Origin of the sequence: Bradyrhizobium genosp. L, assembly GCF_015624485.1 — a bacterium.
Lineage (GTDB): Bacteria > Pseudomonadota > Alphaproteobacteria > Rhizobiales > Xanthobacteraceae > Bradyrhizobium.
In genome coordinates this window covers 7,270,265-7,286,597 of record NZ_CP061378.1, presented here as the reverse complement: position 1 = coordinate 7,286,597, position 16,333 = coordinate 7,270,265, and the positions used below count along the sequence as shown (strand labels likewise).

14 protein-coding genes are annotated in these 16,333 nt (G+C 66.2%); 5 read left to right on the top strand and 9 right to left on the bottom strand.

Going from position 1 to position 16,333, the window contains the following annotated elements; all coding sequences use genetic code 11:
• Positions 1–19 precede the first annotated feature (19 nt).
• From IC762_RS34645 to IC762_RS34630, 4 genes are read right to left on the bottom strand one after another with little or no spacing between them, the layout of a single operon-like run.
• Positions 20–1,099, bottom strand: a complete 1,080-nt coding sequence (locus IC762_RS34645; protein WP_195786543.1) for a lipocalin-like domain-containing protein — start codon at positions 1,097–1,099, stop codon at positions 20–22.
• Positions 1,089–3,548 (bottom strand): ABC transporter permease, encoded by a 2,460-nt coding sequence (locus IC762_RS34640; RefSeq protein WP_195786542.1) that lies wholly within the window; start codon positions 3,546–3,548, stop codon positions 1,089–1,091. Before IC762_RS34640 ends, IC762_RS34645 begins: the two co-directional genes overlap by 11 nt.
• Entirely contained in the window at positions 3,545–4,198 is a 654-nt protein-coding gene (locus IC762_RS34635) for an ABC transporter ATP-binding protein (protein ID WP_195790420.1), read from the bottom strand. Before IC762_RS34635 ends, IC762_RS34640 begins: the two co-directional genes overlap by 4 nt.
• A 36-nt stretch (positions 4,199–4,234) precedes the next feature.
• Entirely contained in the window at positions 4,235–4,996 is a 762-nt protein-coding gene (locus IC762_RS34630) for a class I SAM-dependent methyltransferase (protein WP_195786541.1), read from the bottom strand.
• A gap of 240 nt (positions 4,997–5,236) precedes the next feature.
• On the opposite strand from IC762_RS34630, the gene IC762_RS34625 reads away from it, so the two are divergent.
• On the top strand, positions 5,237–6,532 hold the full coding sequence (locus IC762_RS34625; protein ID WP_195786540.1) for an MFS transporter: 1,296 nt from the start codon (positions 5,237–5,239) through the stop codon (positions 6,530–6,532).
• On the top strand, positions 6,529–7,182 hold the full coding sequence (locus tag IC762_RS34620) for a glutathione S-transferase family protein (RefSeq protein ID WP_195786539.1): 654 nt from the start codon (positions 6,529–6,531) through the stop codon (positions 7,180–7,182). Before IC762_RS34625 ends, IC762_RS34620 begins: the two co-directional genes overlap by 4 nt.
• 91 nt (positions 7,183–7,273) lie before the next feature.
• Here IC762_RS34620 and IC762_RS34615 read toward each other — a convergent pair whose 3' ends face one another.
• Complete coding sequence (locus IC762_RS34615) at positions 7,274–8,992, bottom strand: N-acyl-D-amino-acid deacylase family protein (protein WP_195786538.1); 1,719 nt, start codon at positions 8,990–8,992, stop codon at positions 7,274–7,276.
• A 159-nt stretch (positions 8,993–9,151) separates the two neighbouring features.
• On the bottom strand, positions 9,152–10,954 hold the full coding sequence (locus IC762_RS34610; RefSeq protein ID WP_195786537.1) for a chloride channel protein: 1,803 nt from the start codon (positions 10,952–10,954) through the stop codon (positions 9,152–9,154).
• 80 nt (positions 10,955–11,034) lie between these two features.
• Between IC762_RS34610 and IC762_RS34605 the strand changes: the two genes are divergently transcribed.
• Entirely contained in the window at positions 11,035–11,487 is a 453-nt protein-coding gene (locus tag IC762_RS34605; protein ID WP_195786536.1) for a MarR family winged helix-turn-helix transcriptional regulator, read from the top strand.
• Between the two features lie 15 nt (positions 11,488–11,502).
• Here the strand turns inward: IC762_RS34605 and IC762_RS34600 are convergent, their stop codons facing one another.
• Complete coding sequence (locus tag IC762_RS34600) at positions 11,503–12,720, bottom strand: MFS transporter (RefSeq protein ID WP_195786535.1); 1,218 nt, start codon at positions 12,718–12,720, stop codon at positions 11,503–11,505.
• A gap of 171 nt (positions 12,721–12,891) precedes the next feature.
• Between IC762_RS34600 and IC762_RS34595 the strand changes: the two genes are divergently transcribed.
• Positions 12,892–14,181, top strand: a complete 1,290-nt coding sequence (locus tag IC762_RS34595; protein ID WP_195786534.1) for a hypothetical protein — start codon at positions 12,892–12,894, stop codon at positions 14,179–14,181.
• A 98-nt stretch (positions 14,182–14,279) separates the two neighbouring features.
• On the opposite strand, the gene IC762_RS34590 is transcribed toward IC762_RS34595, so the two are convergent.
• Positions 14,280–14,441: a hypothetical protein gene (locus IC762_RS34590; RefSeq protein WP_195786533.1), complete on the bottom strand. Its 162-nt coding sequence runs from the start codon at positions 14,439–14,441 to the stop codon at positions 14,280–14,282.
• Positions 14,442–14,598: 157 nt separating this feature from the next.
• On the opposite strand from IC762_RS34590, the gene IC762_RS34585 reads away from it, so the two are divergent.
• Positions 14,599–15,180 (top strand): hypothetical protein, encoded by a 582-nt coding sequence (locus tag IC762_RS34585; RefSeq protein WP_195786532.1) that lies wholly within the window; start codon positions 14,599–14,601, stop codon positions 15,178–15,180.
• Between the two features lie 35 nt (positions 15,181–15,215).
• Here the strand turns inward: IC762_RS34585 and IC762_RS34580 are convergent, their stop codons facing one another.
• Entirely contained in the window at positions 15,216–16,256 is a 1,041-nt protein-coding gene (locus IC762_RS34580; RefSeq protein ID WP_195786531.1) for an MBL fold metallo-hydrolase, read from the bottom strand.
• Positions 16,257–16,333: the final 77 nt, after the last annotated feature.

Below are 16,333 nucleotides of genomic sequence, written 5' to 3'. Positions count from 1 at the left end.
TGTGTCCTCGTTGCTTTTCTCAGTATCCCGTCAGTTCGAGATAGCCTAACCCGGCATGACTGCCCGCAAAACGGATCGGGCCTTCCCAGTAGGGAACGCTGGTTGCCATCCAGCTCTGCGGATTGAGCGGCGTGGTCTCGATCGAGAGGCCGCGCGATGGGAGCGATACGCGCCACGACGTCGGCAGCTTGCGGCTGCCGATCTCGCTGGCAGCAGTTGGCACGATGCTGTTGCCATCAGCTGCGATCTCGGTGGAGCGGCCGTCCGGCGTGATCCAGTTGCCGAACAGGTTCTCTCGGCCGTCCTTCTGGCGCAGCCGGTAGAGCATCAGCTTCTCGTCATTGGGCAGATGCAGCGAGAACCAGTCCCAGCCGGTTTGGTCGGAGGCGAGCGGCTGGCTGCTCCATTCGCGGTCCATCCAGGCGCGGCCCGTGACCTCGACCGATCTGTCGTCGATGACGATGCGGCCGGACGCCCCAAAGAACGGCTGGCTGTAGTAATAGGAGGCCTGGCCGCGATCCGACTTGCGGCTGTAGCCATGGTCGCCCTGCAGCACCAGCGGACGGTCGGCGTCGAGGCGGAGTGCATAGCTGAAATCGCTGCCCGAGGCCTTCAGCGCGAGCGGCGCTGTTCGTTGCGCATCGAAGCCGTCGAGCCCATCCATCTCCCAGGCGTCGATCCATGCACGGAACGGCGTGGCCACGACATCGGCCTGTCCGACACCGCCGCGCGCAAACGTCTCGCTGAAGCGATGTGTCGTGGCGCTCGTGACGGCGGCGTGGCCCATCCAGACCTGCTGGTTGGCCCAGCCTTCGACGTTGGCGCCAGGCCGCATCGCCTGGCGAAACAGCGTCCATTGCGCGCCATAGGCGGTGCCGTTGGCGTCGGCGAGGTTTGCGGTGACGTACCACCATTCGACCCGGAATTCTGGATGCGGGCCGTGGTCGGATGGAAACACGAATGGCCTGCCGGGGGCGACGGCGGCAAACCCTTCCGCACTCTCGCCGAGGCCGGCAAAGCCTTGCGCGAAGCTTTTGCCGCCCAGCGCAAGCGCCAGCGCGCCGCCGGCAAAGGCGCGGCGGGTGAGCCTAGCGCTCATTGACGAAGATCCTGATCAGCCTGGCCGGCTGCATGCGGGCCAGTCTAGCGACCGGGAGCGCTGCGGCACAGAGTGCCGCGGCCATCGCCACCGCCAGCAGCTCGATCAGCTGCAGCGGGAATACGTGGAACGGCAGCCGCCAGCCGAACGCCTTGACGTTGACGATCGCAAGCAGGCACCACGCCACCAAAAGGCCGAGCGGCAGCGCGAACAGCGCGGTGATCAGCGCGACCGCCATGGTCTTCAGCAGCTCGAGCGCGGCGAGCCGCCGCCGCGTCAGGCCGATCGCCCACAGCGGCGCGAGCTGCGGCAGCCGCGAATTGGCGAGCGTCAGCAGGCTGGTCAACAGCGCGATGCCGGCGACGCCGAGCGTGAAGGCATTGAGCGCCGCGGTCACTGAGAAGGTGCGGTTGAAGATCCGCTTTGACTCCGCCTTCATCGTCGCTTGGTCGGCGACGTTACGGTCGTCGAGTTCGAATTTTTGCTGCAGCGCCGCGATCAGCGGCGGGATCTTGTCCGGCACGACGCGCAGGCCCATCCGCGTCAGCGGCGTCTGCGGGAAGTATCGCGTCAGCGCGGCGAAATTGACCGCGATCTGGCCCTTGGGGTTGCCGTAATCGGCATAGATGCCGACGATCTCGAGCGGCCAGGGTCCGCCAGGCGTCGGCACCTCGATGCGATCGCCGAGGCCGAGCTTCATCCGTCGCGACAGCTGCTCGCTGACGAGGCAGGTGTCGCCGGGGCGCAGCTTCACCCAGGCATTCGCGGCGCTATCGAGCAGCGGCCAGTTGTCGCGATAAATGGCGTGATCGGGCAGGCCGAGCACCTCGATCGGCGCGCCGCCGAATTGGCTGTCGGCGCGGCCGCCGGGCAGGATCGCCTCGACCTCGGGCCGCTCGCGTAGCCATGCCTTGATCTCCTTGGCCTGGGTGTCGCTGGACGCATTGATGTAGACGTCGGCAGCGAGGCGGCCGTCGAGCCAGACCAGGAAGGTGCGGTTGAAGCTCGACACCATGGTGCCGACACCGACATTGACCGCAAGCGCCAGCAGCAGCGCCATCAGTGCCAGCGATAATCCGGAGAGCTGCTGGCGGCTGTCGGCCCAGAACCAGATGCTGACAGGCTGGCGCGCGCTGCGCTGGCCGAGCGAGAGCGCGATCTGCAGCACCATCGGCAGGATCAGCGCCGCGCCGAGCATCAGCGCGGCGAGCACGGCAAAGCCCGCGATCAGCGAATCGCCGAACCGGATCAGGCCGGCGGCGGCCGCGAACACGGCAAGCGCTGCCGTGCTCTGGACCATCAGCCAGCGCCGCTGCGCCTGCTGCCAGGCCTGCGGCTGCGCCGTGCTCAGCACCGGCATCCGGATCGCCTTGGCGAGGCTCGCGGCCGCCGCGGCGAGCGCGCCCACAATGCTGATGGCGATGCCGGCGAACCACCAGGCAGGCTTGAGCGAAAGCTCGCCGGGGATCTGCGCGCCATAGAGGCCGCGCAGCGACGCCGCGACATCGGGCAGCAGCGCCGCCGCGATGAGATAGCCGCAGACCAGGCCGATCAGGCCGGCGATCAGCGCCAGCGACACCAGCTCGATCACAAGCACGGTGTTGAGCAGCCGCGCCGAGACGCCGCAGGCACGCAAGGTGCGCAGCATCGGCAGCCGCTGCTCGAAGGCGAGGCCGACGGCGGAATTGACGATGAACAGGCCGACGAAGAACGACAGCAGACCGAAGGCGGTGAGGTTGAGATGGAAACTGTCGGTGAGCCGTTCGAGGTCGCTCTCTGCGCTCGGCGCGACCAGACGGAGCTTGTCGCCGACGATGCTGTCGAGCGTCGCGCGCGGCGCCTTCGACTTGCCGACCAGCAGACGCGAGACCTGATCCGGCAGTTTCAGGATAGTCTGCGCGATGCCGATATCGACCACCAGCGCACCCGGCGTGAGCTCGCTCTGCACGCGCAACGGCGGCAGTGCGACGCCGTTCGCCTGTGGCCGCTCGCCTGGCTTGAGACCGAGATCGCGCAACGTCTCCGGCGCCACCAGCATCTCGCCGGGCGGCGTGACGAAGGCTTGCAGATTGCCGCGCGCGACCGCCGGCGCGTTGCCGACTTCGGTCGGCAAGGTCACCGGCTCGACGCCGAGCAGGCGGTAGCTGCGTCCGTCGATCTGGATGCGGCCCTCCAGCATCGGCGACACCGGCCAGCCGGCACGGCGCAGATCGACGAACCATTTTTGCGGGAAGGTCGCGCCGTCCTTCGCCACCAGCATCGCGGTGCGTGCGCCGCCGAAGGTGGCCGCGGCGCGGTCATAGGCGTTGCGCGCCTGCTGGTTCAGCGCCTGCACGCCGCTCCACAGCGCGGTCGCCGAGATCAGGCCGATCAGCAGCGTCGCGAGCTGCATCGGATGTCGCCGCCAGTGGCTGAGCAGCACGGCCAGTATCCAGAGAGGTCGCCTCACGCGATCACCCCGGCGTGGAGCGTGACCTGGCGGTCCAGCGTCGCGGCAAGCCGTGCGCTGTGGGTGACCATCAGGAAGCCGCAGCCGGTGCGCGCCACGAGATCGCGCGCCAGCCGCAGCACCTCGTCGGCGGTGTCCTCGTCGAGATTGCCGGTCGGCTCGTCGGCGAGCAGCAGCAAGGGCTTCGGCGCCAGCGCGCGGCCGATCGCGACGCGCTGCTGCTGGCCGCCGGACAATTGCTCGGGATAGCGCTTGAGCAGGCTTTTCAGGCCGAGCCGCTCGACCAGCTCGTCATGCCAGTTGGCATCGTGCCGGCCGGCGATGCGTGACTGGAAGACGAGATTGTCCGATACCGTCAGGCTCGGGATCAGATTGAACTGCTGGAACACGAGGCCGAGCCGGTCACGGCGCAATTCGGCGCGGCCGGCATCGTTGAGCCCGGAGACGATAGTATCGGCGAGCCTGATCTCGCCGCCATCGGCGGCGTCCAGCCCCGCGATCAGGTGCAGCAGCGTGCTCTTGCCGCTGCCGGATTCGCCGGAAAGCGCGACGCTCTCGCCGCTTGCGACGGCGAGATCGACGCCGCGCAGCACGGCGACATCCTCGCTCGCCGAGCGATAGCTCTTGGTCAGTCCGGTGATGCGGAGCAGGGCTTTGGTCTGGTCAGGCGAAGCGATGGGCTGATCTCACTGCGGCTTCTGGTACTTCAGGACAAACTCGTCGATCGGCACCGGCGCCTTGAAGACGGGGATGTCCCTGGGGTCCTCAGCATGATGCAGGAAATCGCCCTCGGCGGCCAGCTTGAAGCCGGCGGCCTCGACCTCCTGCTTCAACGTGCTCTCCTCGATCCGGTGCAACGTCTTGGCGACACTCGTGCCTTCGCCCGGCTTGGCCGAATGGTCGGCGATGATGAGGAAGCCGCCGGGCTTCAGCGCGGCGAACATCTTCCTGTTCATCGCGGCGCGGTCGACCTCCATATAGGTGATGTCGTGATAGGCGAAGAAGAAGGTGATCATGTCGAGGTTCTTGGCCTCGGGCGGGATCGGGTCGTCATAGTTGCGCACGACATGCACGACGTTCTTCATCGCGCCCTTCTGGGCGCGGGTGTCGAACTTGTCCTTGACGAAGCGCTCGAGCACCGCAGCCGAGTCCTGCGCATAGATCTTGCCGGAAGGGCCGACGGTACGCGCCAACAGCTCGGTGCTGTAGCCAGCGCTCGCCTCCATGTCGAGGATCGCCATGCCGGGTTTGACGCCGGCAAAGGCCAGCATTTTTGCGGGCTGGCGGCGCTGGTCGACCTGCCGGTCGGCGTCGCTGCGGTCGGGCGCGGCGACGATCGCCGCGTAGTCCGGATTGGCGGCGTCCTCGGCGCGAACGGCCTGGATGGCGAGCAGGGCGGCGGCCGCGACCGCGGTGCTGAAGGCCGCGCGACGGATCGATCTGTTCATGAAATAATCCCGGCTGTGATGGCTCCCGAACATAACAGCGGGCGCATGACAGATCATCGCTGCAATGCCGTGGCGACGCGATCGTGATCGGATCGCCGGTGTGCAATGCGCGACGCGGGATGGCGTCGCACGGGGCCACAGACCCCGGGAAATGCGCAGTTGCGTTGCGCCGCAAGGCGTGGCTAGCATCGCCGGCAGGGGCCGATCTCACAGAACCAAAAACGACGCGGGGAGCCAGACATGACGACGCAACCGACGCCCAGGGCAACGCCCGAGGGCGCCTGGAAGATCACCTTCCTCCTGTTCCTGTTCATGGTGGTGAATTTTGCGGACAAGATCGTGGTTGGGCTTGCCGGCGTGCCGATCAAGACCGAGATGGGCCTCACCCAGGAGCAGTTCGGGACGCTCGGTTCGTCCTTCTTCTACCTGTTCGCGATCTCGGCGATTGTGGTCGGCTTTATCGTCAACAGCGTGCAGACCCGCTGGGTGCTGTTGATCCTGGCGCTGATCTGGTCGCTGGCGCAGTTTCCGATGCTCGGCACCGTCAGCTTCACCACGTTGATGATCTGCCGCATCATCCTCGGCGCCGGCGAGGGGCCCGGCTTTTCGGTTGCCGCGCATGCCATCTACAAATGGTTCCCGGATGAGAAGCGCACGCTGCCGACCGCGATCCTGTCGCAGGGCTCGGCGTTCGGCGTGATCCTCGCTGTGCCGGCGCTGAACTGGATCATCGTCAATCACAGCTGGCATTATGCGTTCGGGGCGCTCGGCGTCGCAGGCTTGCTCTGGACTTTCGCCTGGTTCGCGCTCGGCAAGGAGGGGCCGCTGGTGCCTGCCGCTGCGATCGCCGCCAGCGAGGCGCGAATCCCGTATTGGAAGCTTCTGACCTCGCGCACCTTCATCGGCTGCGTGATCGCGACCTTCGGCGCCTATTGGGCCTTGTCGCTCGGGCTCACCTGGTTCACCTCCTTCATCATCGAAGGACTCGGCTTCAGCCAGCAGCAGGCCGGCTTCGTCTCGATCTTGCCTTGGATATTCGGTGCAACGATCGTGATCCTCACCGGCTGGATTTCGCAGTTGATGCTGGCGCGCGGTTTCACCACCCGTGGCGCGCGCGGCGTGCTCGGTTCGGTGCCGTTGATCGTCGGCGGCTGCATTCTTGCCACGCTGCCGCATGTAGCGCCCGGTGGGCTGATGATCGCGCTGCTGGTGATCGGCTCCGGCTTGTGCGGCTCGATCTATGTGGTCTGTCCGCCGATGCTCGGCGAGTTCACGCCGGTGTCGCAGCGCGGCGCCGTGATCGCGATCTACGGCGCGCTCTACACGATCTCCGGCATTTTGGCGCCGATGGTGATGGGTGGCGTGATCCAGCATGCGGCGACGCCGATCGAAGGCTACATGACCGGCTTCACCATCAATGCGGCGATCATGGCCGGCTCCGGCGTGCTCGGCTTGCTGCTGCTGTGGCCCAACACCGAGCGCGCCAGACTGACCGGGCGGGCGGACGCACAGCCCAAATTTGCGGGAGCGCGATGACCCGCTACAGACTCCATTGCATCGGTGCGTCCGGCAATTCCTACAAGCTGGCGCTCTATCTGAATTGCGCCGGTCTCGACTGGGAGCCGGTCGGGGTCGACTTTGCCGGCGGCCAGACCCGCGATCCAGCCTGGCGCGCCAGCACCAACGCCATGGGCGAGGTGCCGGTGCTGGATGTCGACGGCCAGCTGATGTCGCAGTCAGGCGCGATCCTGGTCTGGCTTGCGGAAACCACCGGCAAGTTCGCGCCGACCGACGACCAGCGCTACGAAGCCCTGCGCTGGATCATGTTCGATAATCACAAGTTCACCAACAATCATGCGATGCACCGGTTTCAGAGTTCGTTCATGCCGGAGCCGGTGCATCCAGCGATCCTGTCGTTCCTGCGCGCACGCACCGAGGCGAGCTTTGCGATCGCCGACAGGCATCTCCGCGATCGTGCCTTCATGCTCGGCGACAGCCCGACCATCGTGGATTTCTCGATGGCAGGCTATGTGTACTACCCCAAGGAGGAGACCGGCTTCGACATCGCGACGGATTTTCCGTCGCTCGATGCTTGGCGCGAGCGTATCGCCGCGCTGCCCGGCTGGAAGCCGCCGTATGAGCTGATGCCGGTTGGCTCGGATCTGCGGCGCACGATGCGCCGATAGAAGGCCGTTCTGATCGCTATGCGCTAACCGCTTGCTCGACTTCGCCCCTCCTGCGGGAGGAGAGGCGGGAGTTCGTGGCAGCGGCGTTGTTCTAATGCAATCCCTGCGCGCCGCGCACGAGCTTGCCCGGCCTTGCGCCGGTGGCCTGGCCGCCGCGGCGGGTGACGACGCCCGACACGATCGTCGCATCGTAGCCGTCGACCTGCTGCAGCAGGCGGCGGCCGCCGACCGGGAGGTCGTAATGCACCTTGGGCGGATGCAAATGCAGTCGGTCGTAGTCGATCACGTTGACGTCGGCCTTGAAGCCGGGTGCGATCACGCCGCGATCGGTGAGCCCGACCGACAGCGCGGTCTTGCGCGACTGCGCCGCGACCACGAACGGGATCGACAGCTTTTCACCGCGGCTGCGGTCGCGGGTCCAGTGCGTCAGCAGATAGGTCGGGAAGCTGGCGTCGCAGATGATGCCGCAATGCGCGCCGCCGTCGGAGAGGCCCGGCACTGCGCTCGGCTCACGCAACATTTCGCGCACCGCATCGAGATTGCCATCGGCGTAATTGAGGAACGGCACATAGAGCATGCCGCGGCCTTCGTCGGTCAGCATCGCGTCGTAGGCGAGTTCTTCCGGTCGGCGACCCTGACGACGCGCCTGCGCGCCGAGCGCGTTTTCCGGCGGCTGTTCGTAGTCCGGAGGATCGCCGAGCAAATACATCTTGTCGTAGTTCGGACGGAAGAACAGCGGATCGTCGGTCGAGGTCGGCGTTTCATTCAGGATCGCAGCGCGGACTTCGGGCTTGCGCAATTGCACAATTCGCTCGGCCAGCGGCAGTTTTGCGATCGCACGATAGGTCGGATGGGTCTGGAAGGGATTGCGCGACAATTCCAGTCCAAGCAGCAGCCCGACCGGGCGCGCGGCGATCTGGGTGGTGATCGACAGGCCGCGACCGGCGGCCTCGTTGATGGTGTCCATGGTCTGACGCCAGCGACGCGGCGCCTTGTCGGCCTGCGCCACCGAGAACGAGATCGGACATTTGGTGTTCTCGGCAACCCGCAGCATCATCGGCAGGTCCTCGTGCACGGTGCTCTGGTCGAGCACGAATTGCAGCACGCTGCGGCCGACGCCGTGCATCGCGCCGGCGATCGCGGTCAGCTCATCTTCACCAGCTTTCAGCGTCGGTGTGTAATCGCCGGTCGAGGTGCGGTGATTGAGGGTGCGCGAGGTCGAGAAGCCGAGCGCACCGGATCGCACCGCGTCGCCGGCGAGTTTCGCCATCGCGAGGTTGTCCTCCGCCGTAGCCGGATCGCGGCGTGCGCCGCGCTCGCCCATCACATAGACCCGCAGCGCGGCATGTGGCAGTTGCGCGCCGATATCGATGTCGAAATCGCGCTTCGACAGCCATTCCATGTAGTCGGGGAAGCTTTCCCAGGCCCAGGGAATGCCGGCATTGAGCACCGGCTCCGGGATGTCCTCGACGCCTTCCATCAACTGGATCAGCCGGACGTGATCGCTCGGCCGGCACGGCGCGAAGCCGACGCCGCAATTGCCCATGATCGCGGTGGTGACGCCGTTCTGCGATGACGGCGTGATGTCCTGGCTCCAGGTCACCTGGCCGTCGTAATGGGTGTGGACGTCGACGAAGCCGGGCGTGACGAGCTTGCCGCGCGCGTCGATCTCTTCCTTGCCTTTGGCCTGCACCTTGCCGACTTCGCTGATCTTGCCGCCGCTGATGGCGACATCGGCTTCATAGAGGTCGCCACCCTTGCCGTCGGCGATTGTGCCGCCGCGGATCACGAGGTCGGGGGTCGAGGTCATGGCACTTCATCCCGTGGCTGTTCTTGGTTGGCGGCATCATGGGTGACCCCCTGATGCTGTCAACCGCCGCGGGTGAGGCTCTGGGATGCGCCTGTGGCGTTTTCGAGCAGCGAGCACGTCCGTCCGCCCGGCGGAAATTCGTTCCGCCGGGAAACCCGCTCAGGCTTGCCGTGCGCCGAAGAAGGCTGTCTTCTGGGTTTCCTGCGCCTGCGACCTGGCACGCACGCGCATCAGATCCTTCCAGCCGATGTAGCCGACGAGGCGCTGATCCTCGCGCGAGATCACCGGCAGATGCGAGATGTTGACCTGCATCAGGCGGTCGGCGAGCCGATCGAGGAATTCATCGGGATAGGCGACGGAGATCTTGCTGCCCGCCAACAGCTGCTTGAGCGTCGCGGTGCGGTGCTTGCCGGCGCGGCGCCAGCGCAGCACCGACGGCGGATCGATCACCCCGAGCACGTGATGGTTGGCATCGACCACCGGGAAGCTCGGATGTCCGGTCTTCGGATTGGTCAGGAAGGCGGCCGCGCCATGCAGCGTCATGGTATCGGAGACGCTCTCGACCGCCTTGGTCATGACGTCGCGCACCCGCGTCAACGCAAAGGGATCGACGCGATATTCGCGCACCAGATGGTGGCCACGCCGCGCGACCTTCTCGGTGAGGATCGAGCGCCGCATCAGCAGCACCGTGACGCCATGCGCGGTGCCGCAAGCCGCGATCAGCGGCAGCAGCACGTGGGTGTTGCCGGTGAGCTCAACGGCGAAGAAGGTCGCGGTCAGGGGCGAGCGCATCGTGCCGCCCATCGTCGCCGCCATCGCCAGGAGCGCCCAGAATCCGGGGCTCGCGTCCGGCAGATAGCCGCTCAGCGCCGTGCCCATCGCGCCGCCCATGATCAACAGCGGCGCCAGCACGCCGCCCGAGGTGCCTGAGCCGAGCGCGACCGACCAGATCACGGCCTTCACCACGAGCAGCAGCAGCGCGGCCTTCAGCACCACGTCGCCGCGCAGCATCGAAGCGAGATTGTCGTAGCCGACACCGAGCGCCTGCGGCTCGATCAGCCCGCCGAGGCCGACCACCAGGCCGCCGATCAGCGGCCACCACATCCAGTGGATCGGCAGCTTCAGGAAGAAGTCCTCGCAGCCATAGACGAGCTGGGTCAGCACGCCCGACAACAGCCCGGAGAGGATTCCGATCAGCATCCAGGCGCCGAGCTGGAGCACGGAGATGTCGACGCCGCCGGCGAACGGGAACAGCGGCGCCGGCATGTGCAGCAGGCTGCGCTCGACCGCGGCCACCACGGCGGCGACGGTGACGGGGATGAAGCTGCGCGGCGTCCATTCGAACAGCAGGAGCTCGACCGCGAGCATGATCGCGGCGATCGGCGTTCCGAACACGGTGGTCATGCCGGCGGCGGCGCCCGCCACCAGCAGTGTCTTGCGCTCATTGTCGCTGACCGGGAGCATCTGTGCGATCAGCGAGCCGATCGCGCCGCCGGTCATGATGATCGGACCCTCGGCGCCGAACGGGCCGCCGGTGCCGATCGATATCGCCGACGACAACGGCTTCAGGATCGCCACCTTGGGGTCGAGCCGGGACCGGCCGAGCAGGATGGCTTCGATGGCTTCCGGAATGCCGTGGCCGCGGATCTTCTCGCTGCCGAAACGCGCCATCAGGCCGATGATCAGCGAACCCGCGACGGGGACCAGCACCGTCCACAGGCCGAGCGGCGAATCCTGCAGCTTCAGATCGGCGAAGCTGAACCGGCCGAAATAGGCGATGTTGGTGGCAAGCTTGATCAGTTGCAGCAGCCCGGCCCCGGCCAGCACGCCGGCGCTGGCGACAAACACCGCGATCGCCGAGATGATCACGACGCGCGGATCGGTCGTGAAGTCGCTCAACAGGTGGCTCGCCTTGTGGCTGGCTTTGGCGGAGGCGCTCGATTTGGTGGAAATGACGCTCATGGTCGGCGATGGGCCCGGATCAGTTGACTTTGGCCGGCGTCATATCGCATTGCGATATAATTACAAGCAGGAGACATCGAATGGCAGCGTTGAAAAAACCCCCGAAATCGCCGGCCCGCCCCCCAAAGCGGGTTCCGAGCCAGGCCGATTACGAGACGCTGTCGCAATTTCGCTATCTGATCCGGTGCTTTCTGGAGTTCAGCCAGGATGCCGCCAAGGCTGAGGGGCTGACCCCGCGCCAGCACCAGGCGCTGCTGGCGATCAAGGGATTTCCGGGCGGCCGCCCGGTTGCGATCGGCGACCTGGCCGAGCGGCTGCGGCTGCGCCACCACACCACGGTCGAGCTGGTCGATCGGCTGTCCGAAGCCGATCTGGTCGAGCGTGTGCTCGATCCGGCCGACCAGCGCAGGGTCCTGCTCAGGCTAACCGATCGCGCGGCCGCGCATCTCGCCCAGCTCTCGGCGGTCCATCTCGATGAGCTGTCGCGGATCGAGCCGCTGCTGAAGCAGGTGCTGGCCCCACGGGCGGAGTGAATGCGTCCGCTGCGGCTATGCCGCCGCGGCAATTTGCGCCGGCTTGCGTTCGGTCGCCAGCGTCAGCAGCACGGTCAGCACCATGAAGATCACGGAGGCGCCGAACACCCAGTGCGGCATGTGCTGATCCATGATCCAGCCGAACAGTAGCGGGCTGACGATGCCGCCGAAATTGAAGCCGGTGGAGACGATGCCGAACGCCCGGCCGGCGGCGCCGGCTGGTGCGGCGTTGCGCACCATCATGTCGCGGGAGGGCGCGATCACGCCGCCGAGGAAGCCGGCAAGCCCCATCGCCAGGGTCAGCGCCGCGGACGGCAGATTGACCAGCGCGATCAGCAGCACGAGGACGGCATTGGCCGCGAAGCAGGCCGCGGCGACCTGGCTATGGCGGTCGGTCCAGTCGGCGAGATAGCCGCCGGCGAGCACGCCGACGGCGCTGGCGCCGAGGAACGCGGTCAGCGCGACGTTGGCGGTCGAGAACGAGGCGCCATAGCCGCCCATCAGCGCCACCACGCCGAAATTGTTGATGCCCGAGGTCGACAGGCTGAGCAGGGTGAAGAACACGGTCAGCACCATCAGAGCCGGTGTGATCACGCTGGCCTTCGGTGCCGCATCGCTCTTCGCCTTGTTCTTGTTGGCGCCGGCATCGGGAATGCCGAGCACGATCAGGAACAGCGCGACCAGCGGGCCGATCGCGCCGGCGACAATCAGCGCGCCGTGGCCGCCGATGGTGGCGACCAGCGCCGCCATGATCGCCGGCGCCACCGCGCCACCGAGGAAGCCGGCGAAGGTGTGGATCGAGAAGGCGCGGCCCATCCGCGCCTCGTCCATATGCGCCGAGAGGATGGCGTAATCGGCCGGATGATAGACGCTGTTGGCGAACCCCAGCAGCACGGCGCAGACGATCAGCGACGTGTAGCTCAGGTGCAGCCCGAGCGCGATCAGCGCGCAGCCGCCGAGCGTGAGTCCGATCAGCAGGATCTTGCGCGCACCGATATGGTCGGCGAGGTAGCCGATCGGCGCCTGGGTCAGCCCGGAGGTGACGGCAAACACCGTGAGCGCGAAGCCGAGCTCGACATAGCCGACGCCGAGCTGCGCTTTGAGGAACGGGATCAGCATCGGCAGCACGAAGATGTGGAAGTGGCTGACCCAATGCGCGACCGAGATTCCCGTCAGCGTGCGGACGGCGCTATCGGCTTTCGCTTGCTGCGGTGCGGCCAGAACGTCGACCATTCCTGAGAAATCCTATTTTTAACAAGCCCCGGCAGGCCGGGGGAAAATAGAGGCTGGCCGCTAATTGTCCATCAACGCGGCTGCATGGCTGCCCCCGGCATGGGCGTGCCGGATCGACACATGCGGCATTAAAGGCGGCGACAAAATGCGGCGCCGCGAGGATGATCGGCCATGATCGACGTCAAAAAGCCGCTGCGGGTGCTGCTGCCGGAGGGATCCAGCACCTCCGGCCGCGAGGCGGTGACGATCCTGGGAATGGCCGGCCATCATGTCGAGGTCTGCGATCCCTCGCGCTGGTGCCTGGCGCGCTATTCGCGCTTTGTCCGCAAATTCCATCATTGTCCGGGCTTGCGCAGCGACCCCTTCGGCTTCCTGCGCTTTGTCGAACGGCTATTGGCGGCGCAGCATTTCGACGTGCTGCTGCCGACGCATGAGCAGGGTTTTTTGTTCGCCCGAGCCGCCGCGCGCCTGATGCCGCGCGCCGGTCTCGCTTTGCCGGATTTTGCCGCCTACCGCACCGTGCACGGCAAGGCCGGCTTCAGTAGGCTGCTCGACCGGCTCGGCTTGCCGCAACCGCCGACCCGGATCGTGGGCTCGGCCGACGAATTGCGCGAGGCGATCCGGTTTCCGTCCGTGGTCAAGACCTCGATCGGCACCGCCAGCCGCGGTATCTGGTTCGTGCGCGATACGGGCGATCTCAATCGCGCGCTGTACGATCTCGAGTCGGCCGGCGATTTTGCCGGCGAGGTGCTGGTGCAGGACCTCATCACCGGCACTGTCGAGAAGGCGCAGTCGGTGTTTTGCCGCGGCAGGTTGCTGGGCTTCCATGCCTATCGGCAGGTCGCGCCCGGCATCGGCGGCGGCGAGGCGATCAAGGAGAGCGTCAGCCGTCCCGCGATCGGCAGCCAGCTAGAGACATTGGGTGCGCATCTCGGTTGGCACGGCGCCCTGTCGGTCGACGTGATGATGCCGCTCGACAGTGCAACGCCGCTGTTGATCGATTGCAATCCGCGGCTGGTCGAGCCTTTCAATGCGTACCGCGCCGGCGCCGATCTCGTCGACCTCCTGCTGCGCGTCTCGCTCGGCGAGACGTCGACGCCGCTCGCTGAGAGCCGTGACGGCGTGCGCACGCATCTGGCGATGCAGGCGCTGCTCGGCAGCGCCTCGCGCGACGGCACCAGGCGCGATCTGATCCGGGAATGCGGCCGCATCGCAGCGGGCAAGGGCGCCTATCGCGGCAGCAGCGAGGAGCTGACGCCAGTGCGGCTCGATTGGCCGAGCGCCGTGCCGCTCGCGATGACCGCCGCGCTGCTGCTGACCTCGCCGCAGCTCGCCACGCCGCTGGCGCGCGGCGGCTTCGGCGCGCATCTGCTGGATCGGGAGAGTGCCGCTGCGATCGAGAGCGGGGATTTCTTGCAGGATATTTCAACACGTCGTCCCGGCGAAGGCCGGGACCCATAACCACCAATAGCTGTTGTTACGCGGTGCTGGGCCGCAGCTCGCTTCAACGATGCGCCCCTGTGGTCATGGGTCCCGGCCTTCGCCGGGACGACAGCCTACTACAACGGCTCATCATCATTGCCGTAGCGATCGAGCTTCGGCGTGGCGATGTCGCCGTCTTCGTAAAACTCGTCGTCCTGCGGTGGCGTCGGCGGCGGAGGCTTCTTCGATTTGTCGTCGGACTTGGCGGCGCCTTTGGTGTTCCTTCCGGGCTTGCCCATGCGTTTCCCCTGCGCAACGGATCGATTGCGGGAAATTCTACTCCTGTTCATGAGCGCGCGTAACGCAGGATTGATGCAGTGACCTGGAGAGCCTCGAGCCGGCAAGGGCTGTCATCGACCGGAAAATTACGCTAAAATCGATCCAAGGAGATCACTCATGGCTCTCAACATCTTGCCGCCCACCGCGGACGGTTTTCGTCTGCATCCGGTGGCACCGCGTCATGCGCCAATGTTCGGTTTTGCGCTGCTCACGGTGTCGTGTGCGCTGGCGAGCTTCGCGCTGGCCTGCGCAACGCCGTTTGCCGCGTTCGCCGTCGTCGCGGCAGCGATGCTGCCGCAGCGTCCGGCGCTGCTCGTCGTCGCCGGCGCATGGCTCGTCAATCAGGGAATTGGCTTTGCTGCGCTTCATTATCCGATCGATGCTTCGACGATCGCCTGGGGCTTGGTGATCGGTGCGGCGGCGCTGGCCGCGACGGCCGTATCGTCGGCCGTGCTCAGATCGTTGCCGGCGAACCGAACGCCGCTGATGCTGGCCATCAGCCTGGTCTGCGCCTACGCCGCATACGAGCTCGTTCTGCTGGCTGCCACGCCGGTGCTCGGCGGCGCCGGCGCCTTCACCACCGCCATCATGGCCCGCATCGGCGGGCTCAATGTCCTGTGGCTGATCGGGCTGGTCGCAGCCTGCGAGATCGTGCGGTTGCTCAACCCGTTTGGGCGTGGCCGGCCGGTTTCGAACTGAGCGCTCTGCGCGGTGGTCATGTAGCCCGGATGGATCTATCCGAGAGCGACAGGCCCACCGGCTTTCTTCCACGCGTCGATGCCGCCTTCGATGTGGGCGGTATTCGCCAGCCCGGCCTTCTTCGCGGCCGCCACCGCCATCGCCGAGCGCTCGCCAAAGGCGCAGAAGAACACGATGCGACGGCCGGTCGCGGCCGCGACTTCCCGCAGCATGCCGCCCGGTTTGAGATTGTCTGAGATCGCGGGATAGGGCGCATGCAGGGCGCCGGCGAGCATGCCGTGCTTGCTGCGCTCGCCGCTCTCGCGCAGATCCACCAGAAGGATGTCGGGTCGGCCGAGGCTTGCGATGGCGTCGCATGCGGACAGCGAAAGGCCTTGCTTCGCGAGTTCATCCTGGTGCAGGCCGACATGCATGTTGGCGGGCAGCACCACATCCATCAGCTTCGGGTTCGGCAGATTGAGGTTGTTCATCAGCTCGACATAGTCGTCGATCGATTTCACCTGCAGCCGCGGATTGTAGCGCTTCTCCTCGCCGATGGTGGAAACGGTGTCGCCCTTGTAGTCATGCGCGGGGAACACCATGGTTTCCTCGGGCAGCTTCAACAGCCGATTGAAGATCGAATCATACTGCGCCCGCGCGCTGCCGTTCTGGAAATCGGTGCGGCCGGTGCCGCGGATCAACAGCGTGTCGCCGGTGAAGACGCGGTCGCCCATCAGATAGCTGTAGGAATCGTCGGTGTGGCCGGGCGTATACATCGCCTCGAGGCAGAGGCCCTCGATCGTCACTTTGTCGCCGTCGGCGACGCGCATCGACACCACGTCGGCTTTGCTCTGCTCGCCCATGATGGTGATGCACTGGGTGCGGTCGCGCAGCTCGGCCAGCCCCGTGACGTGATCCGCATGCAGGTGCGTGTCGACCGCCTTGACCAGCCTGAGATCGAGTTCCTGCAGAAGCTTGCAGTAGCGGTCGGCCTTCTCCAGCACCGGATCGAGGATCAGCGCCTCGCCACCGGCGCGGCTCGCGAGCAGATAGCTGTAGGTGCCGGACACGCTGTCGAACAGCTGGCGAAAGATCATGACGGCTTACCTATTCTATGGACCGACTCTCCGGGAGGAGATTATTCCATAGATGGGGGCTGTTCAAAGTAAATCCA

Excerpts from the sequence above, each read along its gene's own strand:
- IC762_RS34645 (WP_195786543.1), bottom strand. The coding sequence starts at position 1,099 with ATGAGCGCTAGGCTCACCCGCCGCGCCTTTGCCGGCGGCGCGCTGGCG.
- IC762_RS34630 (WP_195786541.1), bottom strand. The coding sequence starts at position 4,996 with ATGAACAGATCGATCCGTCGCGCGGCCTTCAGCACCGCGGTCGCGGCC.
- IC762_RS34625 (WP_195786540.1), top strand. The coding sequence starts at position 5,237 with ATGACGACGCAACCGACGCCCAGGGCAACGCCCGAGGGCGCCTGGAAG.
- IC762_RS34620 (WP_195786539.1), top strand. The coding sequence starts at position 6,529 with ATGACCCGCTACAGACTCCATTGCATCGGTGCGTCCGGCAATTCCTAC.
- IC762_RS34615 (WP_195786538.1), bottom strand. The coding sequence starts at position 8,992 with ATGACCTCGACCCCCGACCTCGTGATCCGCGGCGGCACAATCGCCGAC.
- IC762_RS34610 (WP_195786537.1), bottom strand. The coding sequence starts at position 10,954 with ATGAGCGTCATTTCCACCAAATCGAGCGCCTCCGCCAAAGCCAGCCAC.
- IC762_RS34605 (WP_195786536.1), top strand. The coding sequence starts at position 11,035 with ATGGCAGCGTTGAAAAAACCCCCGAAATCGCCGGCCCGCCCCCCAAAG.
- IC762_RS34600 (WP_195786535.1), bottom strand. The coding sequence starts at position 12,720 with ATGGTCGACGTTCTGGCCGCACCGCAGCAAGCGAAAGCCGATAGCGCC.
- IC762_RS34595 (WP_195786534.1), top strand. The coding sequence starts at position 12,892 with ATGATCGACGTCAAAAAGCCGCTGCGGGTGCTGCTGCCGGAGGGATCC.
- IC762_RS34590 (WP_195786533.1), bottom strand. The coding sequence starts at position 14,441 with ATGGGCAAGCCCGGAAGGAACACCAAAGGCGCCGCCAAGTCCGACGAC.
- IC762_RS34585 (WP_195786532.1), top strand. The coding sequence starts at position 14,599 with ATGGCTCTCAACATCTTGCCGCCCACCGCGGACGGTTTTCGTCTGCAT.
- IC762_RS34580 (WP_195786531.1), bottom strand. The coding sequence starts at position 16,256 with ATGATCTTTCGCCAGCTGTTCGACAGCGTGTCCGGCACCTACAGCTAT.